The following is a 24,348-nucleotide window of genomic DNA, read 5'->3' on the forward strand; positions in this document are numbered from 1 at the left end:
ATGCTCCTTTCCGGTTGGGGATTTTGCTACGCATCAGTGTAAAAGTAGCTCTGAAAGTAGTCTTGTGTCGCCTTTCCCGCACGCTCGATCAGCGGGTTGACCAAAGGCAACGAGGAAGCCGGAAACGCCTTTTGCAAGGCATCCTGCTTCTTCTTCTTAAGTTTCATATGTAAGTCGTGGATCTCCGCTTCGGTTAGAAGACCCCGGCTAACCTTGAACCAGTCGTTTTCAGCCGACCAGCAGAGGCCGTTCAGCTCGGGTGATAGCGCGTTCAATGATCGAAGCCGTTTCTTGTAGGGCAGAAATTCTTTCAATGTTTGCAGTACCTGCGAACACGCAATTGCCGCCGCCCAGAGAAACGCTAAGTCCTTCCAAATGACCCAAGCTCCTATCGAGGCACTCGACGTGATCGCATTCAGTCCTCCGATATTGCGGTCAATAATTTCCGTGCGTGCTTGATAGAGATCGATGTAGATCGCGTCCCGCTTGAGATCAACGAGCTCCTGCCAATAACGCCTTTGGACGTCCATCGCTACGCTGTCGCTTCTTTGAAAATGGATGCTGCAATAACGTTTTTATACCACAAGGGGCGAACAGCGTCACGATGATACTTGCGAACACAGTACCCTGTAGTTGTGCGTCACGACAGATTGGCTAGCGCCAATCAGACTAGATCGAGCGTCAGAAACAGGCTGTTGGGGTCCTGGGCATAGCCCTCGAACGGGGCACACGGCACGAAGCCGTGCGCCTGGTAGAGCGCGTGCGCCGGCTTGAAATAATCCCACGAGCCGGTCTCGAGGCTGAGCCGCGTCATGTCACGCTTGCGCGCCTCGGCGATGATGTGGCGGAGCATCAGGCCGCCAAAGCCGCGCCGGCGCGTGGTCTGCAGCGTGTGCATCGACTTCACCTCGCCGTGGGCGGCCGAGAGCGTCTTCAGCGCGCCGGTCGCAACCAGCGTCTCGCCGTCCCAGCCGGTCCAGAACGCGACGTCGCCGGCGCGAAGGCCGGCGAGATCGAGCGCATGGGCGCTGCCCGGGGCGGTCTGCGCCCGCGCCGCCGCGACGTGGTGGTCGAGCAGCGCGACGACGCGCGGATCGAATGTGTCGCCGGTGCGGATCTGCATCGTCATGGCTTCACGTCACTTGCAAGCGTCCTCTGCATGAAGACAAGATCAAGCCAGCGGCCGAACTTGCAGCCGACCTCCGGCATCCGGGCGACCTCGACAAAACCGAGCGAGGCGTGCAGGCCGATCGAGCCGGCATTGAGGGCCTCGATCCCGGCGATCATGGCGTGCTTGTCGAGCGCCGTGGCGCGTTCGATCAGCGCAGCCAGCAGGCTGCGGCCGATGCCTGCGCGATGATGCCGCTCATCGACATAGACCGAATTCTCCACGGTGTGGCGATAGCCGGGGAAAGGACGGAAATCGCCAAAAGAGGCAAAGCCGACGATGTCCCTGCCCTTCATCGCGACCAGCACGGGATAGCCCGCCTGCTGCCGCGTGCGGATCCATTCGCGCCGCGAGTCGAGGTCGGCCGGCCCGTCGGTCCAGACCGCCGTGGTGTTGATCGCAGCGTCATTGTAGATGGCGAGGATATCCCCGGCATCTTCCAGTGTGGCGTCTCGTACCATCAGCTGCATCATATTTTCCCGTACGACGTGCCCCGACGCGTGATGATGACGTAGCGGGCATCCTGCCTGGTTTCGTTCTCGAAGGTCACGGCGCGCATGACGTCGAAGTCGAGACAGTCGCCTTCGCGCAGGCGCACCGTCTTGGCGTCGATATGCACGCAGACCGCGCCCTCCAGCATCAACAGCTGCTGGGTGAAGGCGTTGCGCCCCCAGGGGCTGTAGGGCACCCGCGCACCGGCCGGCATGTCGACGACGATGATCTCGATGCCGCTCGCCGCATCGACCGGCGAGGCATGACGCCGCCGGTAGCCGCTATCGGGATCGCGCCATAGCGGCTGGTCGGCCAGCCGCGTCAGCCGCTCCGGCGGCTTCTCCGAGAGCGCGACGACGTCGCTGAGCGAGACATCGAGCGCCGCGCAGAGCTTGTTGAGAAGCGCTGCGGTGGCGCTGCTCTGCGCCCGCTCGACCCGCCCGATCATGGCCCGGCTGACACCGGAGCGCGCTGCCAGTTCATTCAACGTCATGCCGGCCTGCGTCCTCAAGGTCTTCAAGCGGCGACCGATCGCCCTGTCGAGTTTTTGCTGGTCCATGGCCCTGTCCGAACATCGCCCGGCACATGGACCGCATCCGCCGGACGGCAAGAGCTTAGGCCGGAGGAGCGGTGCGTGCCGGGAGCGAGAGGCTAATATATTGGAATGTTTGCGTGCCCGTGAGCAACGTTTAGGATGCACCAAACCACAATGCAGCGGGGAGGCGATCACATGGGCGGACCGACACAGCGGACGATCAAGGCCAACGGCATCACCCTCAACGTCGCCGAACAGGGCGAAGGGCCAATGGTGCTGCTCTGCCACGGCTTTCCGGAAAGCTGGTACTCCTGGCGACACCAGCTCGAGGCTCTCGCCGCAGCCGGCTACCACGCCGTCGCGCCCGACATGCGCGGCTATGGCAAAAGCGACAAGCCCGAGGCGATCGACCAGTACACGATCTTCCACATGATCGGCGATCTGGTCGGTGTGCTCGATGCGTTGGAGGCAAAGAGCGCCGTCATCGTCGGCCATGACTGGGGTGCGGGGATTGCCTGGCACGCGGCGCGGCTGCGCCCCGACCGCTTTCGCGCCGCTGCCATTCTCAGCGTGCCTTATCGCCCGCGCAGCGAGGTGCGACCGACCAGCGTGATGCCGCAGACTGAAGAAGCCCAGTTCTATCAACTGTACTTTCAGGAGCCCGGCGTCGCCGAGGCGGAGTTCGAGGCGGACCCGCGCAAAACGCTCGCCGCGATGTTGTTCGGCGGTTCCGGCGAGGGCGTCACCGCCATTCGCGCCATGGCCGCTGCGAGCGGACAGCCGTCTAAAGGCGCGGGCATGGTCTCGCGCAAGGACGGCATGCTGCCGAAAGGGCCGGTGCCGCCGCCGTCATGGCTGAGCACCGCCGACCTCGATTATTACGCCGGCGAATTTGCCCGCAGCGGTTTCCGCGGGCCGCTCAACTACTACCGCAACATCGATCACAATTGGGAGCTGATGGGCGCCTTCGAGGGCGTCAAGGTCACCGTGCCCACGCTCTTCATTGCCGGCGACCACGATCTGGTCATCGCCTTCCCAGGCGCTGCCGAGCATCTCGCCAACATGAAGCAATGGGTGCCCCAGCTGCGCGAGATCAAGATGCTGCCAGGCTGCGGACACTGGACGCAGCAGGAGCGGCCGGCCGAGGTGAACGCGGCGCTGGTCGACTTCTTGCGGAGCTTGCCGGGTTAGCGCCCTTCGCCGCCAGGGCTTCGAAGGCGTCCTGCGAGGCGCCCCGGCGCGAAGCAGGATGGAGCGGGCGAAGGGAATCGAACCCTCGTATGCAGCTTGGGAAGCTGCCGTTCTACCATTGAACTACGCCCGCGGATGCGCGTGTTGCCGCGCGTGTCCTGATTAGCCGAGACGGCGTCCGTCGCCAAGCGGTTTGGCGGCCACAGCCGGACTGATGTTAACGTCCTGGCAAGATTCCAGATGCGCCGAATTGTGACGGTGTTATGATCGGTGCTCCGGGGAGAAACGTGCACTGAGTGGGGCTGTGCATGGTGGGGCGCGCTTACGCGATATTTGACACGGCCATAGGCCGGTGCGGCATCGTCTGGAGCAATTCCGGCGTGGCGGCCGTCCAATTGCCCGAGGCGCGGGAGATCGACACGCGCCGCCGTATTTTCCAGCTCCATCCCGAGGCGCGCGAGCAAGCGCCGCCGCTCAACACCGAGCTCGCGATCGAGGGCATCATGGGCTTGCTGCAAGGCAGCGATCCCGATTTTTCCGATGTCAGCCTGGACGCCGGCGGCGTGCCGGCCTTCAGCCGACGGGTCTACGAATACACCTGCACCATCCCGCGCGGGGAGACGCGCACCTATCACGAGATCGCCAAGGCGCTGGGCGCCTCCGGCGCCTCGCATTCGGTGGCGCAGGCGATCTCGAAAAATCCCTACATGATCATCGTGCCTTGCCACCGGGTGCTGGAAGCAGGGGGCTATGCCGACCGGATTTCGCCTTATGGCGGGGTGATCTCCAAGCGGCGGCTGCTGGCGCTCGAAGGCGCTCACCCGATCGCAAGCAAGACGCTGTTCGAGGTGTTGCTGCCCGTTGCCCCGCCGCGTTCGCCTTCCTAAATCATCTGAATGGATGCGACCACGCTGCTGACGTCGGATGTGATGACGGTCTCCGAGTTTCGCTGCGACGCGGGACCGGGCGACAAGCCATTCGCCGAGTGCCGCACCGGTCATTCCATCGCCTATGTCCGCTCGGGCAGCTTTGGTTGCCATTGCCGGGCCGGCTTTTTCGAGCTGGTGGCGGGCTCGCTGCTGGTCGGCGCGCCCGGCGAGGAATACACCTGCACCCATGAGCATGTCTGCGGCGACGTCTGCCTGTCGTTCTTCCTCAGCGAGGATCTGGTCGAGACGCTCGGCGGGCGGCGCGAGACGTGGCAGGTCGGCGCCACGCCGCCGCTGCCGGAGCTCATGGTGCTGGGCGAACTCGCCCAGACGGCGGCAGATGGCAATAGCGATCTTGGGCTTGACGAGATCGGCCAGATCCTCGCCGGCCGCTTCGTCGATGTCGTTTCGGGCAGGCCGCGCAAACCGGCCTCGCCGACGGCGCGCGACCGCCGCCGCGCGGTCGAGGCCGCGTTGTGGATCGACGACAATTCGCATGCCGAGATCGATCTCGAACAGGCCGCGCGCCTCGCAGGTCTGAGCCCCTTCCATTTCCTTCGGCTGTTTTCCAACGTGCTCGGCGTCACCCCGCATCAATATCTGGTGCGCTCGCGGCTGCGGCACGCGGCGCGCCTGCTCGCCGACGACGACATCGCGGTCACCGATGTCGCCTATGACGTCGGCTTCGGCGACCTCTCCAATTTCGTCCGCACCTTCCACCGCGCGGCCGGCATGTCGCCGACCAAGTTCCGGCAGGCGTCAAAGGGGATGCGCAAGATTCTCCAAGAGCAGCTTGCCCTCAACTGATTAGCGTCGTCTCCGGCGCGCGCCAGTTGCGGCGCGCTTCGCAATGGAGACGACCATGTATGACCATATCGGACTGCGCGTTGCCGACCTCGACGCCGCCACGCGCTTCTACACCGCGGCACTCGCGCCGCTGGGTTACGTCCTGTGCTCGAGCGGCGACGGCTATGCCGGCTTCGGACCGAAGGGCGAGCCGGCGCTCTGGCTGCACCTCAACAAAGGCCGCAAGGCCGACGGCGCGCATATCGCATTTCGTGCCAAGGATCATGACGCGGTGAAGGCATTTCACCGCGAGGGGCTGAAGAGCGGCGGCCACGACAATGGCGGCGCCGGGCCGCGCAAGGATTACAGCCCGACCTATTTCGCGGCGTTCCTGATCGATCCCGACGGCAACAATGTCGAGGCGGTTTGTACGTGAGCCGTGGACGACGCTCACCCCACACGCGCTGTCATGCCCCGGCTTGACCGGGGCATCCAGTACGCCGCGGCTTCGCCGTTCAATCATAACGGCCTCTGGAATACTGGATCGCCCGATCAAGTCGGGCGATGACACCTGAGATGATGGCCCGATTCTCGTCTCTCCACATAATAGGAAACAACATGGCCTCCATCCACAACGACGTCCCCCTGCCCGCCTCCGCCCGCGACGTCTGGGACGCGGTGCGCGATTTCGGCGCGCTGCATCAGCGGCTGGTCTACGCGATCGACAACGTGATCTTTCTCACAGAGGCCTGCCCTCATCAGCCGTAACCATGGCTGCGTGCGTCCTGATGGCCTCGCTCTCCCGGCGAGGCCACGCACGCGAGGAGCATGCCATGAAAGGTGCGGACAAGGTGATCTGCCAGGCAGCCGCCGTGCTGCTGCTGTTTTCGGTCGCGAGCTCGCCGGCGAAGGCGCAGTTCCTCGGCGGCGGCGGTGCCGGCGGCGAGAACATGATGACGCAGATGGCGCCGATGCTGGAGATGATGAAGGCGAAGATGGGCAAGCGCCGCTTCGCCATGCTGATGCAGACGATGGGCCCGATGATGAGCCGCATGATGGAGAATGGCGGCGGCGGTCTCGGCGGCATGATGGGCGGCGGTGGTATCGGCGGAATAGGCGGCCTTTCCGGCGGCAATCTCGGCGGCGGGTTCGGCGCGCCCAATTACGGCGCTGGTTACGCACCGATGGCCGGCGGTATGCCGACAGGAATGGGCGGCGGCGATATCATGGGCATGCTCGGCGGCGCCGGCGGCGGCGACATGATGGCGATGATCCCGCAGATAATGCGGCTGGCCAATCTCGGCGGTGGCGGCCATCGCCGCCACAGGCATCGCTAGTCGACGGCCGAGAGCACCGGACGCACGGACGGCTTGGTCTGCCGCGGTCCCCAGCGCGTCAGCACCACGCTGGAGCATGACAGCAGGCCCAGCACGACCATCGAGCTCGCGGCGAGCCAGAAGAAGCTTTGCGCGGAGGCGTCGTGCGCCGACAGCCACCAGCCGCAGGCGGAGATGTAGATCAGCCGCGCGGTCTGCGCCAATACCGGGCCGACCACCTTGGCCGCGCCTTGCGACGAGAAATACATCACGGTTGCAAGGCCGAAGAACGCGTAGAACGGCCCGACGGTCGAGAGATATTGATGGCTCGTCGCGCGCACGACCGTGCTGTCGGTGAAGATGTTGACCCAGAGGTCCGGGAACAGCGCGACGAGGCAGGCCGGCGCACCGACTGCGACGAAAGCGGCAGCACTGGCGATCCAGGCGATGCGCCGGGCCCGCGCGATGCGGCCCGCGCCGATCGCCATGCCGACCATGGGCACCGAGGCGATGCCGAACGAGAACGCGATCGAGGTCAGCAGAAACTCTAGCCGCGCGCCGATGCCGTAGCCGGCGAGGATCGCGGTGCCGAACTTTGCCAGCATATGCGTGAAGATCGAGATCGTCAGCACCGATTGCAGCGGCGAGAAGCAGGCGATGGCGCCGACCTTGAGGATGTCGAAGAACATCGACCACTGGATGCGAAGCCCGCGCAGCTTCGGGACAACGCGCGCGCGCCCAGAAAACAGGTACCAGCCCATCACACAAATGTTCATGGCGTAGGCGATCAACGCGCCGGCCGCGACGCCGCGCATGCCGAGCTGCGGGAAAGGTCCGAGCCCGAGGCCGAGCGTGCCGCCGAGCACGATCTGCCAGACCGCGGAATTGAGGATCAGGAACGACGGCAGCCGCATATTGCCGGTGCCGCGCAGCACGCCGGCCATGGTGTTGAGCGTCCAGGGCAGCACGGCACCGCCGAAAAACACCTGCGTGTAGGCAATCGCATGCGTCAGCACATTGCCGCGACCACCGAGCATGGTGAGCACCTGGGGTCCGAAGATCAGCATGCCCAGCATGAAGACGAGTCCGAATGTGATGCCGATCAGGAGCGCATGCGCGGCGAGCGTCCCGGCGCGTTCGCGATCGCCGGCCCCCAGCGCTCGCGCGATGGCCGAGGCCACCGCTCCGCCCATGGCGCCACCGGACATCGTCATGGTCAGGATCACTGTCGGAAACACCAAGGCCATCGCGGCCAGCGCTTCGACGCCGAGGCGTCCGATATAGGAGGTCTCCGCGATCACCACGCAGGTGCCGGCGGACAGCGCGACCACGTTCGGCCAGGCGAGGGAGAGCAGCGTGCGCAGGATCGGCCCATCGGTCAGCGCGCTCCGCACGGGGCGCGCGGGCGGCGGCAGCGGACGCTCCTCCTCATCGACCGGGATCTCGGCGATGTCCGTCATTTCCTCTCCCGGACGCAAGCGCCGCTTGCGGCGCGGCAATGCTTAGGTGTGTCAATCGACTTGCTCGCGCGGAAGGCGCGAGGACACTTGTTAGCACGGCGATGGCCGATTCCTCCTGCGTCAGGTGCAGGCGTGCCCTGCGGCAGAGCATTTCAAATGGTGGAATTATTCGACGGTCCAGATCAGGGGCGGGCGACCGCGTGCTGTGGGGCGCAGGTGCACGCCGATATGCCGGCCGCATCCCGCGGCCAGCCCCTCGAACAGCCCTTCCAGCACCTTGGCGCAGGCACGGTGATCATCGGCGACGTCGTCCATCAGCTTCCAGCTCTGCTGGCGGATCTCGAAGCTGCCTTCGGATTGCAAGGTCTCGGCGGCATCGTCCTGCGCGGAGAACAGCGCGTTGAGGAACGACGCGAACTCGCGCGCGCCACCACGCGTCATCGAGAGTGCGGCTGCGACCTCGTCGAAATATTGCATGCCGATCAGCTTGCCGGTGAGATGCAGGAGGTAGCCGGCATCTTCCGGCCCGAACAATTGCACCATCACCGGTGCTGCCGTGCGCACATATTCCATCGCATAGTTGCGATAGGCCTTTTCCAGCCGCGGTGTCGGCCAGCTCGCGACAGGCAGGGCCGGCGCGGTCTTCGGATCGAACAATGGCGCTTCGAGATGCCGCGCGAACACCAGGCGCTGGTCGAGCTCGAGCGGATGATCGTATTGATGGTAATAGCCTTCGAGACCGTCCTGGCCGTCGACGCTCTGCTTGGTGCAGACGAAGCCGAGCCTGGTATCGCCGAGCGCGACGCCGTTGTTGGCGTGCCAGCCGCGCAGCATGGCGCGCGAGACTTCGCCCGGCACGCCGCAAATCGCGGTCCCTTTCCAGATCCAGCGCGGCGGCGGATAGCGGATCCAGGCCTTGGTGTCGCTCTCATACATGTATTCGACGTGCACGCCGCCGATCCAGTTGGAAAGGTAGTGATATTGCGCAGCCGCCACCGCCGGCGGCAGATGATCGATGCCGAGCTTCCTGAGCCCCGGCAGGAAGCGCTCCTGCTGCTGGCGACGGAACACGCGGAACACGAATTCGGCAGCGTCCGCCGTGCCGCGGCGCGTGACAACGGTGAGGATGAGTCCGGTGAAGTAAGCGTGGTAGAGATCAGCCACCGCGCGCCAGCGTTTCCATTGCGCTTGTTGCGCTGTATCTGCTGCTGCGGCGGTCATGTTCACTCCCGGCTTGTTGTTTTGCCGGAGTGTGTCATCGCGGATGGAGCGACGCAACCAGTGCCGAACGCCGCTTTTGGCCGAACCGAGCAGCGGAACGCTCCGAGCAGTCGCACTTGTGCCTCTGTGCTTACGGTCTCGCCGTGCTCCGCAGCAACGCCCTCTACACATTGCCCTCGGCGGTTGAGCCCACGGAAGCCCTTGCCTCATTCCGGTTGCGTATCTTGAGCGGGATACACCACCGTCCCGTCGTTGCGAACGACGCCGCCGGGTGTCAGGCTCGCCACATCGACATGCGATTTCCCGAGAATATGCCTCACTTGCTCCCCTGCGGCGAGCAGGTAGTCGGTAATGATCCGGCGGTGGCAGCGCCACCAGACCGCTTCGGCGCACATGACGACGCACCGTTGCTCCGCGCCACGCTCTCGGAGCCGCGTCAGGCCGTCAGCGAACGGCGCCGTCAGGGCATAATCTGCGTAATTGCGAAAGCTGCGTACGCGCCAGTAGGAATTGGGCGACGTTTCTGACTCGCGCGACTTCCCTCGCAGGCCGCCAAGCTCACTGATATGCTCGTAACCGATCTGCCACGGCGCCAGCGCTTCGGGAAGACGTTGCTGATTGAACTGCGGGTTGGTGCGCGACCGCGGCATCGACCTGACGTCGACGACGAGGCTAACGCCCGAGTCTTGCAAGAGCCCGACAAATTCAGCGAGCGTCCTGGTCGAGTGGCCTATGGTAAAAAAGGTTTTCGTGACATCGCTCCAGGCCGCGAAGGCGCGTGACAGCCCGCCTCACTGTTGATCCTAGGCGTCCGATGCGGCAAACAGAAGCGCGCCGTGCGTTAGTCGAAAGATATTGGGATTTTAAGGAACCGACAGTGATTGCACCGGTTGGTGCCTGCGCCGCTCGAGCAGATATGCATTCAATGCGAGAATTGCATCATGGCAGTTGTTTTGCGGCATCGGATCGAACGACCGTGCGGAAGACCCTCAAGATCCATGATCGCGTCAGCTGGAACTCGGAGGCGGGGCGCGTCAGCGGCACGATCATCCGCGTGCATACTCGCGAGTTCAAGGTCAAAGGCTATACCCATCATGCGAGCGCAGACGATCCGCAATACGAGATCAAGAGCAGAAAGACGCACCATATTGCATTTCACAAGGGCAACGCGCTCACCAAGCTTGACGATTGACGTGTCAATGGACAGGCGCGCTCAATGACCGAAAGCGGCCGGCCAGTGGCCGCGGATACACCATTTCCGCTGGCTGAGCCACTTCGTGCCAGGCTTAGCGATGCCGACGACCGCATCCGTCTCAATCACTGGATGCCGCCACAAAACGGAATCGCACCTCGGATTCGCATTGGCAGGCGCTGGATCAACACGCTATGGGGTCTGCCGATCGCAGCGACGGTGTTGCTCTGTCTGATTGCCATGGCTCAAAGCCTGCGTGAGATTCCGGGCATCGAAGCTTTTATCCGGCAGCATCCCGGCATCGCGCAGGCAGCGCCGGCCGTCGATTCGGGATTCCCGTGGTGGCTGCAGCTTCAACACTTCCTGAACATGTTCTTCATGCTCTTCATCATGCGGGCCGGCCTGCAAATCCTGGCCGACCATCCGCGACTTTATTGGGGCCGCGATTGCACGCCGGGGACCGATTGGTTCCGCTTTCAGGCACCGGTGCCGGAAGGGCGGATCTGGACCGCTAAGGACGACTCCGTCACCCTGCCTACCTGGCTTGGTATTCCTGGCCTGCGCCATACCCTCGGGCTGTCGCGCTGGTGGCATTTCTCGATCAACCTGCTGTGGCTGATCAACGGCGTGGCCTTTTATGTGCTGCTGTTTTCAACCGATCAATGGCGCAGGCTGGTGCCACTGACCTGGGAAGTGTTTCCGGCCGCGCTATCGACGGCGATCCAGTATGCGTCGCTGAACTTTCCGGTCGATCATAGCTGGACCCGCTACAATGGCCTGCAGCAGCTCAGTTACTTCATCACGGTGTTTGTCGCAGCACCGGTCTCAATCGCCACCGGTCTGATGCAGAGCCCCGCGATCTCCAATGCGCTGGGATGGTTCGGCCGGCTGTTCAACCGGCAGGCGATGCGTTCGGTTCATTTCATCTCGTTTGGCTGGTTTGTGGGCTTCGTTCTGGCACATGGCGCCATGGTGTTCGTCACCGGCATCCGGCAGAACACCAACCACATGTTCGCCGGCGTGGACAACGCCTCATGGGCAGGCTTTCCGCTGTTCGCACTGACGATGGCTATCCTGACGATCGCCTGGCTGCTGGCTTCACCCCTCACCATCCGGCACGCCCGTCTCGTCCAGCGCGCCGGCGCGTTTATGATCGGCTGGATCATGGGGCTGGCCGAAAGCTGGGATCCGCGCTCACAGCTCACCAGGAAAGACATCTCCCCTTACTTCTGGCCAAACGGCACGATGCCGCACTCCAAGGAGTTTGACGATCTCGTCGCAGAGGAGTTCGCCAGTTACAGGCTGAGAATCGGCGGTCTGGTCGAAGCGCCCCAGGAATTCTCGCTCGCCGACATCAAGGCGATGCAGAAGCAGGAGCAGATCACGACGCATTTCTGCATTCAGGGCTGGTCGGGGGTTGCCGAATGGGGCGGCGTTCCCATGCGCGATATACTTGATCGGGTGAAGCCAACGTCCGAGGCTCGCTACGCCGTGTTCTATTCATTGGCCGATGGCGCTGATGGCGGGCGCTACTATGACGTCCACAAGATCGAGAACATGCGCCACGAACTGACGATCCTCGCCTATGAGATGAACGACCTGCCGGTCAGCGTGCTGCATGGCGCGCCGCTGCGGCTGCGATGCGAGAACCAATTGGGTTTCAAGATGGTCAAATGGATCGCGGCTATCGAATTCGTGCGTGATTTCACCGATCTTGGCGCAGGTCAGGGCGGCTATAACGAGGACCATGAGTTTTACGGCTATCGCATGCCGATCTGATCGCCGTTGGCCGTCTAGCGTGGTTCGTGACACCACGAGGAGCTACGCATGCCGCGAGAAAATTCCGATACATCCAGCGATTGGAATCAGCGTCAACGCGCTCTGTCCCGATGGGACAACGAAGGCGGCGCCGGGCCCGCCTCGGATTCAGCGCTCGGGGCCAAGGGAATGGAAATCCCTGATCTGACCAATGCCGAATTGGTGACGCTGCGCATCCGTGTCATCGCGTTGGAGAACCTGATGATTTCCCTGCTTGCGACGGCGTCGGATCAACAGCTAAAAATGGCGAAGGAAATGGCAGGCTTTATTTCCCCGCGGCCCGGCTTTACCCAACATCCTCTGACAATTCATGCGGCCGCCCGCATGGACGACTTGATGAAGCGTGCCATTCATTTTCGAGAACTGGCGTCTTGATTGGTGCGCCGCTATTTGCGTTGCCCGCCGACATCGGTTCAACGTCCACTGCGGCGCTCAGGAGCTCGATCGCCGCTTCAATCCGCGGCTGAAACGGCCATCGCGTTTGGGAATGCCATCAACTGCGGCGGCGTTCACCATGATTTGCGGGTCAACATACGCGCCATGCGGACAACTATGCCTAATTTACAATGAGGGACGGCGCTACACCCGAAAATGCTTCGACAGCTTCAGGCCCTGGGCCTGGTAGTTCGAGCCGATGCGCTGGCCGTACATCGCGTCGGGGCGGGACAGCATCTTCTCGTAGACGAGACGGCCGACGATCTGGCCGTGTTCGAGGATGAACGGCACTTCGCGCGAGCGCACTTCGAGCACGGCGCGCGATCCCAGCCCCCCAGCGCCGGCATAGCCGAAGCCGGGATCGAAGAAGCCGGCATAGTGCACGCGGAATTCGCCGACCAGCGGATCGAACGGCACCATCTCCGCGGCGAAATCGGGCGGGACCTGCACGGCTTCCTTGGAGGCGAGGATGTAGAATTCGCCGGGATCGAGGATCAGGCTGCCGTCGGGACGGGCCGCGATCGGCTCCCAGAAATCTTCCACCGCATAGCCGGAACGGCGATCGACATCGACCACACCCGTATGGCGCTTGGCACGGTAGCCGACGAAGCCCGTGCCCTTCTCGCCGGAGAGATCGACGGAGACGGCGACGCCGCCGGCGAGATCGGCATCGTCGATGTCGACGAGACGCTCGACGGCATGCAAGCTTTCGAGTTCGTCTGCGTTGAGGATGGCATCGCCGGTGCGGAAGCGCACCTGCGACAGGCGCGAGCCCTCGCGCACCAGAACCGGAAACGTCTTCGGACTGATCTCGGCATAGAGCGGGCCGTGATAGCCGGCGCCGATCATGTCGAAGCGGCGCGTGCCATCGGCGATCACGCGGGTGAAGACGTCGAGCCGGCCGGTCGAGCTTTTCGGATTGGCCGCAGCGACGATCTCGGGCGGCAGCGCAAGGCTTTCCAGCAGCGGCACGATGTAGACGCAGTTGGTCTCCAGCACCGCACCATCGGCGAGGCTGAACTCATGCAGCTTCAACTGGTCGATGCGCTCGGCGACGGTGGCGCCGGGACCGGGCAGGAAGCTCGCACGGACGCGATAGGCGATGTCGCCGAGACGCAGATCGAGGCTCGCCGGCTGGATCTGGCTTTCGACGAAATCGTATTCGGGCAGGATGAGGCCAGCCTCCGCCATTGCCGCGATCATGCGGTCGGGCAGGATACCATTGGCGTCGGCGGCAACCGTGAACGTCAACCGGGGGTCCTCATCGGGGGTCAAGTACATCCGGACTTGCGGGAAATACCAGTCTTTTACGGCTATCCGATGGACGCCTTGACGGAAAGGGCGTTGCGGAATATGAGCATCACTTATCCCGTGGTGATTTGAGCCGGCCGGCTTGCAGCCACGTTAAATAAGTCGCTAAACAGGCCGGGGACCTCTGTGATCCCGGCCCGTGGAGATATCCAGGCCGGTTTTTTTGTGACCGTTTTCGATGGTCACGCAGGAGGTCCTATGTCGAAGTCCCCGGCGCCCACCGCCCACTATCGTCCCGAAACCCGCCTGGTTCATTCCGGCACCTTGCGCTCGCAATATGGCGAGACGTCGGAGGCGCTGTTCCTGACCCAGGGCTATGTCTACAACAGCGCCGAAGAGTGCGAGGCGCGGTTCAAGGGCGAGGACCCCGGCTTCATCTATTCGCGCTATTCCAACCCGACCATTTCGATGTTCGAGCGCCGCATGATCGAGCTCGAAGGCGCGGAAGCCGCGCGCTCGGCCGCGACAGGCATGGCTGCGGTGACGACCGCGATCCTCGCGCCGCTGAAAGCCGGCGATCATGTCGTCGCCTCTCGCGCGCTGTTCGGCTCGTGTCTCTACGTCATTCAGGACCTGCTGCCGCGCTACGGCATCGAGACCACGCTGGTCGACGGCGCCGATCTCGATCAGTGGCAGCGGGCGCTCAAGCCGAACACCAAGACGTTCTTCCTGGAGAGCCCGACCAATCCGACACTCGACGTGCTCGACATTCCCTCGATCGCCGAGATCGCGCATGGCGGCGGCGCGCGGCTCGTCGTCGACAATGTGTTCGCGACGCCGATCTGGCAGAGCCCGCTGGCGCTGGGCGCCGACGTCGTCGTCTATTCGGCGACCAAGCACATCGACGGCCAGGGCCGTTGCCTCGGTGGCATCATCCTGTCCTCGGAAGCCTTCATCGCCGAGCACATCCATAATTTCATGCGCCAGACCGGCCCGTCGATCTCGCCGTTCAACGCCTGGGTGCTGCTCAAGGGCCTCGAGACGCTCGGGGTCCGCGTGCGCGCGCAGACCGACACCGCGGCGCGCATCGCCGACGTGCTGGCGAGCCATCCCAAGATCTCGCGGCTGGTCTATCCCGGCCGCGAGGATCATCCGCAGGCGGCGCTGGTGAAGAAGCAGATGCGCGGCGGCTCGACGCTGGTCGGCTTCGAGGTGAAGGGCGGCAAGCAGGCTGCGTTCCGCGTGCTCAACGAGCTGAAGCTCGCGAAGATCTCCAACAATCTCGGCGACGCCAAGAGCCTCGTCACGCATCCGGCGACGACGACGCATCAGCGGCTGAAGCCGGAGGATCGCGCAGCCCTCGGCATCAGCGAGGGATTCATCCGCTTCTCGGCGGGACTCGAGCACGCGGACGATCTCATCGAGGATCTGACGGCGGCGCTGGAGAAGGCGTGAACGCTTCGTAGGGTGGGTTAGCCGAAGGCGTAACCCACCAACTTCGTTCGGCAATCGTTGATGCATGGTGGGTTACGGCTTCGCCTAACCCACCCTACGCGCCTACATCGGCCGGTAGGTCCGCACGTCCGCGGGCACGTTCACACCGAGCTTGATCTGCCCGACGGAGCGGATGATATCGTCGCCCAGCAGCTGGGCGAAGCAGGCGTAGCCCCAGTCGTTCATGTGCAGGCCGTCGGCGATCACAAAGCTCTCGACCGGAAGCGCCTGCTTCTCGTGCCAGTCGCGCATCACCTCGAAGCGCGGGAAGATGCCGACGTGACGAAGCTCGGCGACCTTGCCGAGCAGCTTCACCATCCTGTTTGCGCTTTCGGGACGCTCGGTGACCCTGGGTGAATATTGCGGATCGACCAGCACGACGTCGGCATCTCCGGCGGCCTGGATGCGGGAGATGCCGTCCTCGACCATCTTGGCGGTGTCGCCGGGATCGAGGTTGCGCAGCACCGCATTCGTGCCGACCTGCCAGATCACGAGATCCGGATGCACGTCGATCACCTGCGTCTGGAGACGCTTCATCATCTCGGGCGCATCCTCGCCGCCGACGCCGGCATTGATGACGGAGATGTCGGCGGTCGGATATTGCCGGCGCAGCTGCGCAGCGAGGCGGTTTGGATAGTTGAAATCTGGCGAGCTCGCGCCGTAGCCCGCCGTCGACGACGAACCGAACGCGACGATCACGACGGGCTTGCCAGCGATGAGCTTGCTTGCGACATGCGGCAGCGAGCCCATCGTCTTCGAGCCGCCCTTGGGCGACAGACAAGGCACGCGGCTGAAAATGTCGCCGGCGGATTTCGCCACCTGCTTCACCTTGTCGATGGCGCGCGAGGTGAGGCCACGCTGTTCGGCGGGCGGCTGACTCGTCGCGGCAATTGTCGTCTGGGTCGGTGAGGCCGATTCGGGATCAGCAGCCTGCGGAGAAGCAGGCGTCGCCTGGGCGGCTTGTGCGCGAGCCGGGGCCTGCAGCAGAGGCGTCAGCATCAACAGCGCCGCTGCGGGCGCGGCCAGCCATGTCGACAGGCCAAAAGGGCGGAAAGCACTCATTAACGCTAGACCTCAATTCTGCTGCTGGCCCGGTCCCAGATGGGCAGCGTCGATCACAAACTGTGCCAACGCCCGGCCAAGGCAATCGTGGACCTGCTTCGCCAGCTCAGGGCCGCGGGAGGGGCTGAACAGGTCGAACTGACCCTGGTCATTCCACTGTCGCATGATCGCAAAACGGTCGAACAGCGGGACATCATGCTCCTGCGCCACCACCCGCATATTGTCGAGATAGGGCGGTGCCGAGATCATGGATTCGGTACGCGGGCTGTATTGCAAATTCATCAAGACGACGTCGGCCCCTGCATTTTGCAACGCAGCGACCCCATCGGTCACGGCGCTGCGGAAATCATCGGGATCGATCGATCGAATAGCATCGACCGTCCCCGTCTGCCAGATGACCAAAGTAGGTGTTTTTGCTTCCATCAGCTTAACGAAGGTACTCGCGGCCTCCTCCGCCGTCTTCTTGCTCTGTAATTCTACGGATACGTGGACCACCTCCGCAGGCGGCAGCTTCTCCTTCAAAATAGCCTGCATGCGCGCCGGATAGGAGCTCTCCTCCGAGGACGGAATGGTGGTGGAGCGGCTGCCGATGACCAGAATCTCGAGCGGTTTGCCTGCCGTCACGGTGTCGGCGACCTTGTGGAGCTGACTGTCGGTGGCGAGCAGATAAGGCGGTAATTCGCAGGCCGCGGGCGCGTCGGGCACAGCATCGCCCGCACGCGCCGAAGGCACGGCGAGGTACCCGCATAGCAGGGTCAGGCTCAGGAGAACCTTCGCCTTCATCAGCCCCCTCCCGCCAGATCGGCGTTGCCGACGGCGTTTTTGGCTTTCGCACCGCTCTTGTCAGCTACGCGCTTGTACCACGAAATCAACGATGCCATGGCCCACATGATCAGAATTCCGGAGAGACTAATCAGCGCATGCATGGCTGGGCCGCTCGCGACCTCGGCCAGGATGAAATGGCCGGCGAAGGCCAGGAAGACGCCGAGGCAGAAAATCTCCAGCGAGTGCTGGCCGCACACGATCAGCGGCCGCAACCAGGGCGATTTCAGGCCCGGCCATTCCCGCGGCAGGAAGCGCACCGTGAGCGCGGCCAGCGCCAGGAAATGCGTGAAGCGCAGCACGTCGAGATCGGTTTTGTCGATCGGGTACATCCACTGCTCGAGCCGCTTCGGCATGAAGTGCGAGAGCTGCGGAACGTACCAGGTCAGCGTCACGTAGAACGCCGCGACGAGATAGGCGATCGAGATCCACATCGTCACGGGCGATGCCAGAATGCGCGACATGCGTCGCGCGCCTCCGAGCGCGCACCATGCCCCGAACACGAACAACAGCTGCCAGGCAAAGGGATTGAACGCCCAGAAGCCGTTCGGATAGGCCGAGAAGTAGAGGTCGAGCTCCCACGTCGCAGCATAGAGCAGGGCAGACAGCGCGAGGGTCACGTCGGGCCGCCACTTCATCGACCACAGGATCAGCGGCAGCGCGAGCATCAAGACGATATAGAGCGGCAGCACGTCCATGTTGACGGGACGGAAGCGCAGCAGCAGCGCCTGCACGATGGTGATGTCGGGCTGCTTGAGGAAATCCATGATGCCCATCTCTTCGGTGTAGAGCGGGTTCTCGAAGCTGGTCGCGACGTAGGAGATTTCGGCAAGGAAGATCGTGAACAGGAAGACGTGCGCGACGTAGATCTGCCAGACCCGCCGCAGGATGCGCGCGGTGGCGATGAGGAAACCGTTTTCCAGCATCGCGCGGCCATAGACGAAGGCGGCGGTGTAGCCGGAGATGAAGATGAAGATCTCGGTGGCGTCGCTGAAACCGTAGTTGCGGATGGTGAACCAGGTCAGCAGGTTCGGCGGCAGATGGTCGATGAAGATCAGCCACAGTGCAAGGCCGCGGAACAGGTCGAGCCTGAGCTCGCGCTCACCGATGGCGGGCAGCGTGATGGCCGGCGCGGCAACGCGCGGCCTGACTTCCGCGGGCTTGGCACCAACAGGATTGGCACCAACAGGATTGGCGCCAACAGGACTGCCTGCGGTTCCCGCGATCGTCGATCCCGTCACTTGATCGGCAATGCTCATTGGGGTCCCAAAACCCTTCCACAAATCGCGACGTTTGAGGAGTGTACCGGTCCGGTCGCCGCCTCGCAAAGCGGCCGGATCACATCAAGGGTCTACTTCTTCGTGAATTCTGGCGGGACGATGTCGCCACGGCCGTTTGCGGCGTTTGGTTCCCGATAGGGTTTTCGCTATGATGGCAGCCATGTACCGCGCCGTGACCCGCCAGATCGAAGTGACCGTCGTGCCGAACTTTGTTCCGGAAGAGTCGTCGGCCGACCGGTCGCGCTATTTCTGGTCCTACACCATCGTCATCACCAATTCCGGCGACCAGACCGTGCAGCTCAAGACGCGGCACTGGATCATCACCGACGCCACCGGCCGACAGCAGGAGGTCAAGGGCGAAGGCGTCATTGGCAAGCAGCCGACCCTCGCCCCCGGCGAGCGCTTCGAATACACCTCGGGTGTACCACTCTCGACCGCGTCGGGCTTCATGACCGGCCGCTACCAGATGGTCAGCGAAACCGGCGAGCGTTTCGAGATCGACGTGCCGACGTTCTCGCTCGACAGCCCGGATAATAAGCGGGTGTTGAATTAGGGGGCGGTCACGCGTCCTCGACGCCCGCCTCTTCCGGCGTGAACTCGTACACCGACGAGCAGAACTCGCAGGTTACGACGACCTTGTCGTCCTTGACCATCGCGCTGCGATCGTCAGACGAAAAGCTCTTGAGCATCGAGGCGACCGCATCGCGCGAGCAGGAGCATTGCGCTTTCAGGACCATCGGATTGAACACGCGCACGCCGCGCTCGTGGAAGAGACGGTAGAGCAGCCGCTCGCCGGAGAGATCGGGATCGATGAGTTCGACGTCTTCGACCGTCTCGATCAGCGAGCGCGCCTCGACCCAGGCGTCGTCTTCGGCAACGCTGTGCACAGCGGCGCCTTCGGGCGCGTCGCCTGGATGCAAGTCAGCCTGCCGCGCGCGCTCCGGCGCCTTCGGCAGGAATTGCATCAGCATGCCACCGGCGCGCCAACGGTGCTTGCCGCCGTCGCTCGATCGCCACTCCTCGCCGACCGCGAGGCGCACGCGCGTCGGGATCTGCTCGGAGCGCAGGAAATATTCGTGGGCGGCATCTTCGAGGCTGCCGCCGTCGAGCGCAACCAGGCCCTGGTAGCGGCTCATGTCGGGGCCCTGGTCGATGGTCATGGCAAGATGGCCGCGACCGAGCAACGTGCCGGAATCCTTGGCATCGCCAAGCCGCGCGGCATCGAAGCGCGCATAGGCGCGCAGGCGATCCGGCGCCTGATAGTCCACCACCAGGAAGGAGACCGGACCATCGGTCTGGGCCTGCAGGATGAATCGCCCCTCGAATTTCAGCGCCGAGCCGAGCAGCGTCGTCAGCACGATGGCCTCGCCGAGCAGCTTGCCGACCGGCGCGGGATAATCGTGCTTGGTCAGGATCTCGTCGAGCGCAGGGCCGAGCCGCACCAGGCGGCCGCGCACATCGAGCGCATCGACCTCGTACGGCAGCACAGCGTCATCGATCGGAACCGCTGAAGGCGCGCGAACCGGGCCTTCGGGCCCGGTTTTCATGTCAGGGGATTGGGAAACCATGGCGGATATCTGGGGTCGGAGGAGAAAAATGGAAGGGGGCAGCAAGTTCCGGAGGCCCGTCGGACTGTACGAACCAACCTCAAATTCGGTGTCGTCCCGGGGCGCGCGAAGCGCGAACCCGGTATCCATAACCACATGGATGACGTGATTGCGCGAGATGACAACTCCGAGTCATTGCCAAATTGCGTCCTGTGGTTATGGATCCCGGATCTGCGCTTACGCTTGTCCGGGATGACAGCGGAGGGTGGAGCAACCGCCCGCGCCACCACCGCTTCACTTCACCGCGTCAAAGCACCAGGCCAAAATGCCCTTCTGTGCGTGCAGGCGATTTTCGGCCTCGTCGAACACCACCGATTGCGGCCCGTCGATCACCTCATCGGTGACCTCCTCGCCACGATGGGCAGGCAGGCAGTGCATGAACAGCGCGTCGGGCTTGGCCAGCGACATCAGCTTCGCATTGACCTGGTAGGGCTTGAGCACGTTATGGCGGTGCTCGCCCTCCTTGTCGCCCATCGACACCCAGGTGTCGGTGACGACGCAGTCGGCGCCCTTCACTGCAGCCTCCGGATCGGTGCCGAGCACGATCGGTGCGCCCGTCGCCTTGATCCAGTCGCGCATCACCTTCTTCGGGGCAAGCTCCGGAGGGGTCGCGACATTGAGCTGGAACTTGAAGCGCTCGGCGGCATGGGCCCACGACGCCAGCACGTTGTTGTCGTCGCCGGTCCAGGCCACGGTCCGGCCTTCGATCGGCCCGCGATGCTCTTCATAGGTCATGAGGTCGGCCATCACCTGACACGGATGCGAACGGCGCGTCAGGCCGTTGATCACGGGCACGGTCGCGTAGGCCGCGAGCTCCAGCAGCGCCTCGTGGTTGAGGATGCGGATCATGATGGCATCGACATAGCGCGACAGCACGCGCGCAGTATCGGCGATGGTCTCGCCGCGACCGAGCTGCATCTCGGCACCGGTGAGCATGATGGGCTCGCCGCCAAGCTGACGCATGGCGACGTCGAACGAGACGCGCGTGCGGGTCGATGGACGTTCGAAGATCATCGCCAGCGTCTTGCCTTCGAGCGGCCTGACCGGCTGATGCGCCTTCTGCTTCGCCTTCATGGCGGAAGATGCCGCGAGCATGCTCTTGAGCTCCGACAGCGGCAGCTCGTTGATATCGAGGAAGTGCTTGGGACCCTTGCTCATCAGCTTGCTGCCTGCTTGTTGCCTGACAGCGCAGTGCAGGCGCGCTCCAGCCGCGCGACGCCATCCTCGATCTCCGCCTCGGTGACGATCAAAGGCGGCAGGAAGCGCACGACGTTGTCGCCGGCGCCGACCGTGAGAAGCTTTTCATTGCGGAGCGCCGCGACCAGGTCGCCGGATGGCACCACGGCCTTGATGCCGATCAAGAGCCCCTCGCCGCGGATCTCGCTGACGATATCAGGATGACGGTCGATGACGGAAGCGAGCTTCTGCTTGAGCAGCAGCGACATCTTCTGCACGTGGTCGAAGAAGCCGGGCGCGAGCATGACGTCGAGCACGGCATTCGCGGCCGAGATCGCCAACGGATTGCCGCCGAAGGTCGAGCCGTGCGAGCCGGGGCCCATGCCGGCGGCCGCGTCCGCGGTCGCCAGGATCGCGCCGATCGGGAAGCCGCCGCCAAGCGCCTTCGCCAGCGACATCACATCAGGCGTGACGCCGGTGCGGCGATGCGCAAAGAGATCGCCGGTGCGGCCCATGCCGGTCTGCACTTCGTCGAAGGCGAGCAGCAGGCCCTTCTCGTCGCAGAGCTGACGCAGCGCCTTGAGGAAGGTGGGTGTTGCCGGACGCACGCCGCCCTCGCCCTGGATCGGCTCGATCAGGATGCCGGCGGTGTGAGGACCGATCGCCTTCTTCACGGCCTCGATATCGCCATGCGGAATCTGGTCGAAACCATCCATCGGCGGACCGAAGCCTTCGAGATATTTTGCCGATCCCGTCGCGGCCAGCGTCGCCAGCGTGCGACCATGGAAGGCGCCCTCGAAGGTGATGATGCGATAGCGTTCGGGATGGCCCTTGGAGAAGTGATGATGGCGGACCAGCTTGATCACGCCCTCCAGCGCTTCGGCGCCGGAATTGCAGAAGAAAACGAAGTCGGCGAAGCTCTCGTTGCACAGGCGCGCAGCGAGCTTCTCGCCATCGGGGCTCTGGAACAGGTTCGACATATGCCACAGCTTGGTAGCCTGTTCCTGCAGCGCCTTGACCAGTGCGGGATGGGCATGGCCGAGCGCATTCACCGCCACGCCCGAGGTGAAATCGAGATAGCGATCGCCATTGGTTGCGATCAACCAGACGCCCTCACCGCGCTCAAAACCGATGTCGGCCCTGGCGAAAACGGGGAGCAAATGCGGCGCTGCGCTGTTGGTCATGACGGTCTCTTTGGATGTTTCGGACGGCCTGAACGCGCGTTGCGCAGCGCATCATTGGTCCGGAAAACGAAACGTGCCGCCTTTTAAGGGCGGCACGTAATACTATCTTATGCTCGGCACCATTGGTGTCAATGCCGCCCGGAAAGCCCCGCGAAACGCTGATTCCGTAGTCTTGCGGTGCTAAATTTGCGGGTTTATGGCCACGGAACATGTGGAAGCGAGTCGGCGGACTCTTGCGCGCGAGTCACGCCATATTGTAGCGTTTGGTTTGTCAGATACGACATCTCGTGCAGCGGTTCTGATCCCAAAAGTCCTCATGTACCGGCGTAAACGTTCGGGCGTCTCATTGCGCCCGGCGAGCCTTAAGGGATTCTGGCGGCACGGGTTTTTAGAGGCTTAGGCATTCGTCGTGCCGCCCCCACAGATGGCAGGCGCCGGCGAAGGAAAGGGTGCAATGACGGTTTTGACCTGGTCAGATGATCGCGTCGAGCAGCTGAAAAAGCTCTGGGAGGCCGGACTTTCGGCCAGCCAGATCGCCGCTGAGCTTGGTAACGTGACCCGCAACGCCGTGATCGGCAAGGTGCACCGGCTTGGCCTGTCCGGCCGCGCCAAGAGCCCCTCCTCGGCAGCGCCCCGGCCGCGCAAGGCGCGTCCCGCGCAGCACATGATGCGCGTGAGCCGGCCGATGGCACGCGGCAACACCGCGCTGGCCCAGGCCTTCGAGGTCGAGGTCGAGGCTGAACCTGTCACCTACGACAACGTCGTGCCAATGAGCCAGCGGCTCTCGCTGCTCGAACTGAACGAGGCGACCTGCCACTGGCCGGTCGGCGATCCCTCGAGCCCGGATTTCTTCTTCTGCGGCGGCAAGGCGCTGTCCGGCCTTCCCTATTGCGCCCAGCACTCGCGAGTGGCCTATCAGCCGGCCGCCGATCGCCGTCGCGCGCCGGCCAAGCCGGGCACGCGGTAACACGGATTCGGTTCTCTTCGACGACGACAGCCGTCGCACGATGACGGCTCCAGCTGCTCGGTGTCATCCCCGCGGAAGGCGGGGATCCATGACCACAGGGCGCAATTGTTGCGCGAGATGGTCGCTCCAAGTCCTCGCCAAACCACGTCCTGCGGTTATGGATCCCGGGCTCGCGCTACGCGCGCCCCGGGATGACGGCTGAGATTGTTGCCGCAGCCCGCTAAGCCGACGTCAACGAACCTTAAGTCTGCTCGGCCTTGGCGAAGCGATCGTCGAGCGCGTAGCCCGCGCCGCGGACAGTACGGATCGGATCCTGCTCGCGGCCCAGATTGAGCAGCTTGCGCAGGCGGCCGATATGCACGTCGACGGTGCGTTCGTCGATATAGATGTCGCGGCCCCAGACGCTGTCGAGCAGCTGCTCGCGCGAGAACACGCGGCCGGGATGCTCCAGGAAGAACTCCAGCAGGCGATATTCGGTCGGGCCGAGATCGATCGGCCGGCCCGAACGTGCCACGCGGCGCTTCTCGCGGTCGAGCTCGATGTCGCCGAAAGCCAGGACAGTTGCGAGCCGCTCGGGGCTTGCGCGCCGGAGCAGACCCTTCACGCGCGCGAGCAGCTCGGGCACGGAGAACGGCTTGACGATGTAATCGTCGGCGCCGGTTGCCAGGCCCCGCACCCGCTCACTCTCCTCGCCGCGCGCGGTGAGCATGATGATCGGAAGCTGCTTGGTGTCGGAGCGCGCGCGCAGCCGGCGACACAGCTCGATACCGGACAGGCCCGGCAGCATCCAGTCGAGCACGATCAGGTCGGGGATGTGCTCCTTGAGTCGGGTGTCGGCGTCGTCGCCGCGCATCACCGTCTCGACGTCATAGCCGTCGCCTTCGAGGTTGTAGCGAAGCAGCTCGGTGAGAGCCTCCTCGTCTTCAACCACCATAATGCGTGCGCCCATGGGGTCGTCGCTC

At 63.8% G+C, this 24,348-nt stretch carries 26 protein-coding genes, 1 tRNA gene, 1 pseudogene and 1 riboswitch; of the genes and pseudogenes, 12 read left to right on the forward strand and 16 right to left on the reverse strand.

The window, feature by feature from the left end; translation table 11 throughout:
* Nucleotides 1-26: 26 nt before the first annotated feature.
* The 4 genes from JQ621_RS30950 to JQ621_RS30965 all read right to left on the reverse strand — a co-directional run bounded on the left by JQ621_RS30950 (nucleotide 27) and on the right by JQ621_RS30965 (nucleotide 2,219).
* The gene (locus JQ621_RS30950) at nucleotides 27-530 is read right to left on the reverse strand and encodes a hypothetical protein (RefSeq protein ID WP_212240644.1); all 504 of its coding nucleotides are present in this window, start codon (nucleotides 528-530) and stop codon (nucleotides 27-29) included.
* Nucleotides 531-664: 134 nt separating this feature from the next.
* Nucleotides 665-1,123: a GNAT family N-acetyltransferase gene (locus JQ621_RS30955; protein WP_212240693.1), complete on the reverse strand. Its 459-nt coding sequence runs from the start codon at nucleotides 1,121-1,123 to the stop codon at nucleotides 665-667.
* 2 nt (nucleotides 1,124-1,125) lie between these two features.
* Nucleotides 1,126-1,638, reverse strand: coding sequence for a GNAT family N-acetyltransferase (locus JQ621_RS30960; RefSeq protein ID WP_212240646.1), 513 nt, complete (start codon nucleotides 1,636-1,638; stop codon nucleotides 1,126-1,128).
* Nucleotides 1,638-2,219, reverse strand: coding sequence for a helix-turn-helix domain-containing protein (locus JQ621_RS30965; RefSeq protein ID WP_212240647.1), 582 nt, complete (start codon nucleotides 2,217-2,219; stop codon nucleotides 1,638-1,640). Before JQ621_RS30965 ends, JQ621_RS30960 begins: the two co-directional genes overlap by 1 nt.
* Before the next feature lie 171 nt (nucleotides 2,220-2,390).
* On the opposite strand from JQ621_RS30965, the gene JQ621_RS30970 reads away from it, so the two are divergent.
* On the forward strand, nucleotides 2,391-3,386 hold the full coding sequence (locus JQ621_RS30970; protein WP_212240648.1) for an alpha/beta fold hydrolase: 996 nt from the start codon (nucleotides 2,391-2,393) through the stop codon (nucleotides 3,384-3,386).
* Between the two features lie 59 nt (nucleotides 3,387-3,445).
* On the opposite strand, the gene JQ621_RS30975 is transcribed toward JQ621_RS30970, so the two are convergent.
* Nucleotides 3,446-3,519 (reverse strand) — tRNA-Gly (locus JQ621_RS30975).
* Between the two features lie 175 nt (nucleotides 3,520-3,694).
* Here JQ621_RS30975 and JQ621_RS30980 point away from each other — a divergent pair.
* The 5 genes and pseudogenes from JQ621_RS30980 (at nucleotide 3,695) to JQ621_RS31000 (ending at nucleotide 6,438) form a co-directional block, all read left to right on the forward strand.
* Nucleotides 3,695-4,273: a methylated-DNA--[protein]-cysteine S-methyltransferase gene (locus tag JQ621_RS30980; RefSeq protein ID WP_212240649.1), complete on the forward strand. Its 579-nt coding sequence runs from the start codon at nucleotides 3,695-3,697 to the stop codon at nucleotides 4,271-4,273.
* A gap of 9 nt (nucleotides 4,274-4,282) precedes the next feature.
* On the forward strand, nucleotides 4,283-5,122 hold the full coding sequence (locus tag JQ621_RS30985) for a helix-turn-helix transcriptional regulator (RefSeq protein ID WP_212240650.1): 840 nt from the start codon (nucleotides 4,283-4,285) through the stop codon (nucleotides 5,120-5,122).
* A 55-nt stretch (nucleotides 5,123-5,177) separates the two neighbouring features.
* Nucleotides 5,178-5,537, forward strand: a complete 360-nt coding sequence (locus JQ621_RS30990) for a VOC family protein (RefSeq protein WP_212240651.1) — start codon at nucleotides 5,178-5,180, stop codon at nucleotides 5,535-5,537.
* Between the two features lie 143 nt (nucleotides 5,538-5,680).
* A pseudogene (locus tag JQ621_RS30995) lies at nucleotides 5,681-5,812 on the forward strand (SRPBCC family protein); the annotation flags it as partial.
* 122 nt (nucleotides 5,813-5,934) lie between these two features.
* Nucleotides 5,935-6,438, forward strand: a complete 504-nt coding sequence (locus JQ621_RS31000; protein WP_212240652.1) for a hypothetical protein — start codon at nucleotides 5,935-5,937, stop codon at nucleotides 6,436-6,438.
* Here the strand turns inward: JQ621_RS31000 and JQ621_RS31005 are convergent.
* The 3 genes from JQ621_RS31005 to JQ621_RS31015 form a co-directional block, all read right to left on the reverse strand.
* Nucleotides 6,435-7,877 carry an MATE family efflux transporter gene (locus tag JQ621_RS31005; RefSeq protein ID WP_212240653.1) on the reverse strand — a complete coding sequence of 481 codons (1,443 nt, stop codon included), beginning with the start codon at nucleotides 7,875-7,877 and terminating at the stop codon, nucleotides 6,435-6,437. The two genes, JQ621_RS31000 and JQ621_RS31005, sit on opposite strands and share 4 nt — an antisense overlap.
* Before the next feature lie 165 nt (nucleotides 7,878-8,042).
* The gene (locus JQ621_RS31010) at nucleotides 8,043-9,098 is read right to left on the reverse strand and encodes a hypothetical protein (RefSeq protein ID WP_212240656.1); all 1,056 of its coding nucleotides are present in this window, start codon (nucleotides 9,096-9,098) and stop codon (nucleotides 8,043-8,045) included.
* Nucleotides 9,099-9,304: 206 nt separating this feature from the next.
* Nucleotides 9,305-9,883: a DUF488 domain-containing protein gene (locus JQ621_RS31015; protein WP_212240694.1), complete on the reverse strand. Its 579-nt coding sequence runs from the start codon at nucleotides 9,881-9,883 to the stop codon at nucleotides 9,305-9,307.
* Nucleotides 9,884-10,023: 140 nt separating this feature from the next.
* Here JQ621_RS31015 and JQ621_RS31020 point away from each other — a divergent pair, with 140 nt between their 5' ends.
* From JQ621_RS31020 to JQ621_RS31030, 3 genes are read left to right on the forward strand one after another with little or no spacing between them, the layout of a single operon-like run.
* Nucleotides 10,024-10,290, forward strand: coding sequence for a hypervirulence associated TUDOR domain-containing protein (locus tag JQ621_RS31020; protein ID WP_249125683.1), 267 nt, complete (start codon nucleotides 10,024-10,026; stop codon nucleotides 10,288-10,290).
* A 24-nt stretch (nucleotides 10,291-10,314) separates the two neighbouring features.
* Nucleotides 10,315-12,069, forward strand: a complete 1,755-nt coding sequence (locus JQ621_RS31025) for a molybdopterin-dependent oxidoreductase (protein WP_212240658.1) — start codon at nucleotides 10,315-10,317, stop codon at nucleotides 12,067-12,069.
* Between the two features lie 48 nt (nucleotides 12,070-12,117).
* Entirely contained in the window at nucleotides 12,118-12,483 is a 366-nt protein-coding gene (locus JQ621_RS31030) for a hypothetical protein (RefSeq protein ID WP_212240660.1), read from the forward strand.
* A 204-nt stretch (nucleotides 12,484-12,687) separates the two neighbouring features.
* On the opposite strand, the gene JQ621_RS31035 is transcribed toward JQ621_RS31030, so the two are convergent.
* Nucleotides 12,688-13,824, reverse strand: a complete 1,137-nt coding sequence (locus tag JQ621_RS31035) for a 2'-deoxycytidine 5'-triphosphate deaminase (protein ID WP_409334256.1) — start codon at nucleotides 13,822-13,824, stop codon at nucleotides 12,688-12,690.
* Between the two features lie 80 nt (nucleotides 13,825-13,904).
* A riboswitch (SAM riboswitch) is annotated at nucleotides 13,905-13,984 on the forward strand.
* A gap of 68 nt (nucleotides 13,985-14,052) precedes the next feature.
* Here JQ621_RS31035 and JQ621_RS31040 point away from each other — a divergent pair.
* On the forward strand, nucleotides 14,053-15,249 hold the full coding sequence (locus JQ621_RS31040) for an O-succinylhomoserine sulfhydrylase (RefSeq protein WP_212240663.1): 1,197 nt from the start codon (nucleotides 14,053-14,055) through the stop codon (nucleotides 15,247-15,249).
* A 102-nt stretch (nucleotides 15,250-15,351) separates the two neighbouring features.
* Here the strand turns inward: JQ621_RS31040 and JQ621_RS31045 are convergent, their stop codons facing one another.
* From JQ621_RS31045 to JQ621_RS31055, 3 genes are read right to left on the reverse strand one after another with little or no spacing between them, the layout of a single operon-like run.
* Nucleotides 15,352-16,350 carry an SGNH/GDSL hydrolase family protein gene (locus JQ621_RS31045; protein ID WP_212240665.1) on the reverse strand — a complete coding sequence of 333 codons (999 nt, stop codon included), beginning with the start codon at nucleotides 16,348-16,350 and terminating at the stop codon, nucleotides 15,352-15,354.
* 12 nt (nucleotides 16,351-16,362) lie between these two features.
* A complete protein-coding gene (locus JQ621_RS31050; protein ID WP_212240667.1) occupies nucleotides 16,363-17,133 on the reverse strand; it encodes an SGNH/GDSL hydrolase family protein in 771 nt (256 codons plus the stop codon).
* Nucleotides 17,133-18,431 carry an OpgC domain-containing protein gene (locus JQ621_RS31055; protein WP_212240669.1) on the reverse strand — a complete coding sequence of 433 codons (1,299 nt, stop codon included), beginning with the start codon at nucleotides 18,429-18,431 and terminating at the stop codon, nucleotides 17,133-17,135. Before JQ621_RS31055 ends, JQ621_RS31050 begins: the two co-directional genes overlap by 1 nt.
* Nucleotides 18,432-18,600: 169 nt before the next feature.
* On the opposite strand from JQ621_RS31055, the gene apaG reads away from it, so the two are divergent.
* Nucleotides 18,601-19,005 carry a Co2+/Mg2+ efflux protein ApaG gene (apaG, locus tag JQ621_RS31060; protein ID WP_249125679.1) on the forward strand — a complete coding sequence of 135 codons (405 nt, stop codon included), beginning with the start codon at nucleotides 18,601-18,603 and terminating at the stop codon, nucleotides 19,003-19,005.
* Between the two features lie 7 nt (nucleotides 19,006-19,012).
* On the opposite strand, the gene JQ621_RS31065 is transcribed toward apaG, so the two are convergent.
* From JQ621_RS31065 to JQ621_RS31075, 3 genes are all read right to left on the reverse strand, one after another.
* Entirely contained in the window at nucleotides 19,013-20,020 is a 1,008-nt protein-coding gene (locus tag JQ621_RS31065; protein ID WP_212240671.1) for an Hsp33 family molecular chaperone, read from the reverse strand.
* A 273-nt stretch (nucleotides 20,021-20,293) separates the two neighbouring features.
* Nucleotides 20,294-21,217: an ornithine carbamoyltransferase gene (argF, locus tag JQ621_RS31070; protein ID WP_212240672.1), complete on the reverse strand. Its 924-nt coding sequence runs from the start codon at nucleotides 21,215-21,217 to the stop codon at nucleotides 20,294-20,296.
* Nucleotides 21,217-22,419 carry an aspartate aminotransferase family protein gene (locus tag JQ621_RS31075; protein ID WP_212240673.1) on the reverse strand — a complete coding sequence of 401 codons (1,203 nt, stop codon included), beginning with the start codon at nucleotides 22,417-22,419 and terminating at the stop codon, nucleotides 21,217-21,219. Before JQ621_RS31075 ends, argF begins: the two co-directional genes overlap by 1 nt.
* Before the next feature lie 454 nt (nucleotides 22,420-22,873).
* On the opposite strand from JQ621_RS31075, the gene JQ621_RS31080 reads away from it, so the two are divergent.
* Nucleotides 22,874-23,386, forward strand: coding sequence for a GcrA family cell cycle regulator (locus JQ621_RS31080; protein ID WP_212240674.1), 513 nt, complete (start codon nucleotides 22,874-22,876; stop codon nucleotides 23,384-23,386).
* 241 nt (nucleotides 23,387-23,627) lie between these two features.
* Here JQ621_RS31080 and phoB read toward each other — a convergent pair whose 3' ends face one another.
* On the reverse strand, nucleotides 23,628-24,335 hold the full coding sequence (phoB, locus tag JQ621_RS31085; protein WP_195801068.1) for a phosphate regulon transcriptional regulator PhoB: 708 nt from the start codon (nucleotides 24,333-24,335) through the stop codon (nucleotides 23,628-23,630).
* Nucleotides 24,336-24,348 lie beyond the last annotated feature (13 nt).

This window comes from Bradyrhizobium manausense, assembly GCF_018129685.1.
GTDB classification, from domain to species: domain Bacteria; phylum Pseudomonadota; class Alphaproteobacteria; order Rhizobiales; family Xanthobacteraceae; genus Bradyrhizobium; species Bradyrhizobium manausense_D.

Bases quoted from the DNA above. Each gene is read 5' to 3' on its own strand.
- JQ621_RS30970 (WP_212240648.1), top strand. From the start codon at position 2,391: ATGGGCGGACCGACACAGCGGACGATCAAGGCCAACGGCATCACCCTC.
- JQ621_RS31055 (WP_212240669.1), bottom strand. From the start codon at position 18,431: ATGAGCATTGCCGATCAAGTGACGGGATCGACGATCGCGGGAACCGCA.
- JQ621_RS30950 (WP_212240644.1), bottom strand. From the start codon at position 530: ATGGACGTCCAAAGGCGTTATTGGCAGGAGCTCGTTGATCTCAAGCGG.
- phoB (WP_195801068.1), bottom strand. From the start codon at position 24,335: ATGGGCGCACGCATTATGGTGGTTGAAGACGAGGAGGCTCTCACCGAG.
- JQ621_RS30960 (WP_212240646.1), bottom strand. From the start codon at position 1,638: ATGCAGCTGATGGTACGAGACGCCACACTGGAAGATGCCGGGGATATC.
- JQ621_RS31075 (WP_212240673.1), bottom strand. From the start codon at position 22,419: ATGACCAACAGCGCAGCGCCGCATTTGCTCCCCGTTTTCGCCAGGGCC.
- JQ621_RS31010 (WP_212240656.1), bottom strand. From the start codon at position 9,098: ATGACCGCCGCAGCAGCAGATACAGCGCAACAAGCGCAATGGAAACGC.
- JQ621_RS31045 (WP_212240665.1), bottom strand. From the start codon at position 16,350: ATGAGTGCTTTCCGCCCTTTTGGCCTGTCGACATGGCTGGCCGCGCCC.
- JQ621_RS30990 (WP_212240651.1), top strand. From the start codon at position 5,178: ATGTATGACCATATCGGACTGCGCGTTGCCGACCTCGACGCCGCCACG.
- apaG (WP_249125679.1), top strand. From the start codon at position 18,601: ATGATGGCAGCCATGTACCGCGCCGTGACCCGCCAGATCGAAGTGACC.
- JQ621_RS31040 (WP_212240663.1), top strand. From the start codon at position 14,053: ATGTCGAAGTCCCCGGCGCCCACCGCCCACTATCGTCCCGAAACCCGC.
- JQ621_RS31080 (WP_212240674.1), top strand. From the start codon at position 22,874: ATGACGGTTTTGACCTGGTCAGATGATCGCGTCGAGCAGCTGAAAAAG.
- JQ621_RS31050 (WP_212240667.1), bottom strand. From the start codon at position 17,133: ATGAAGGCGAAGGTTCTCCTGAGCCTGACCCTGCTATGCGGGTACCTC.
- argF (WP_212240672.1), bottom strand. From the start codon at position 21,217: ATGAGCAAGGGTCCCAAGCACTTCCTCGATATCAACGAGCTGCCGCTG.
- JQ621_RS31020 (WP_249125683.1), top strand. From the start codon at position 10,024: ATGCGAGAATTGCATCATGGCAGTTGTTTTGCGGCATCGGATCGAACG.
- JQ621_RS31000 (WP_212240652.1), top strand. From the start codon at position 5,935: ATGAAAGGTGCGGACAAGGTGATCTGCCAGGCAGCCGCCGTGCTGCTG.
- JQ621_RS31025 (WP_212240658.1), top strand. From the start codon at position 10,315: ATGACCGAAAGCGGCCGGCCAGTGGCCGCGGATACACCATTTCCGCTG.
- JQ621_RS30985 (WP_212240650.1), top strand. From the start codon at position 4,283: ATGGATGCGACCACGCTGCTGACGTCGGATGTGATGACGGTCTCCGAG.
- JQ621_RS30965 (WP_212240647.1), bottom strand. From the start codon at position 2,219: ATGGACCAGCAAAAACTCGACAGGGCGATCGGTCGCCGCTTGAAGACC.
- JQ621_RS31005 (WP_212240653.1), bottom strand. From the start codon at position 7,877: ATGACGGACATCGCCGAGATCCCGGTCGATGAGGAGGAGCGTCCGCTG.
- JQ621_RS31065 (WP_212240671.1), bottom strand. From the start codon at position 20,020: ATGGTTTCCCAATCCCCTGACATGAAAACCGGGCCCGAAGGCCCGGTT.
- JQ621_RS30955 (WP_212240693.1), bottom strand. From the start codon at position 1,123: ATGCAGATCCGCACCGGCGACACATTCGATCCGCGCGTCGTCGCGCTG.
- JQ621_RS30980 (WP_212240649.1), top strand. From the start codon at position 3,695: ATGGTGGGGCGCGCTTACGCGATATTTGACACGGCCATAGGCCGGTGC.
- JQ621_RS31035 (WP_409334256.1), bottom strand. From the start codon at position 13,824: ATGTACTTGACCCCCGATGAGGACCCCCGGTTGACGTTCACGGTTGCC.
- JQ621_RS31030 (WP_212240660.1), top strand. From the start codon at position 12,118: ATGCCGCGAGAAAATTCCGATACATCCAGCGATTGGAATCAGCGTCAA.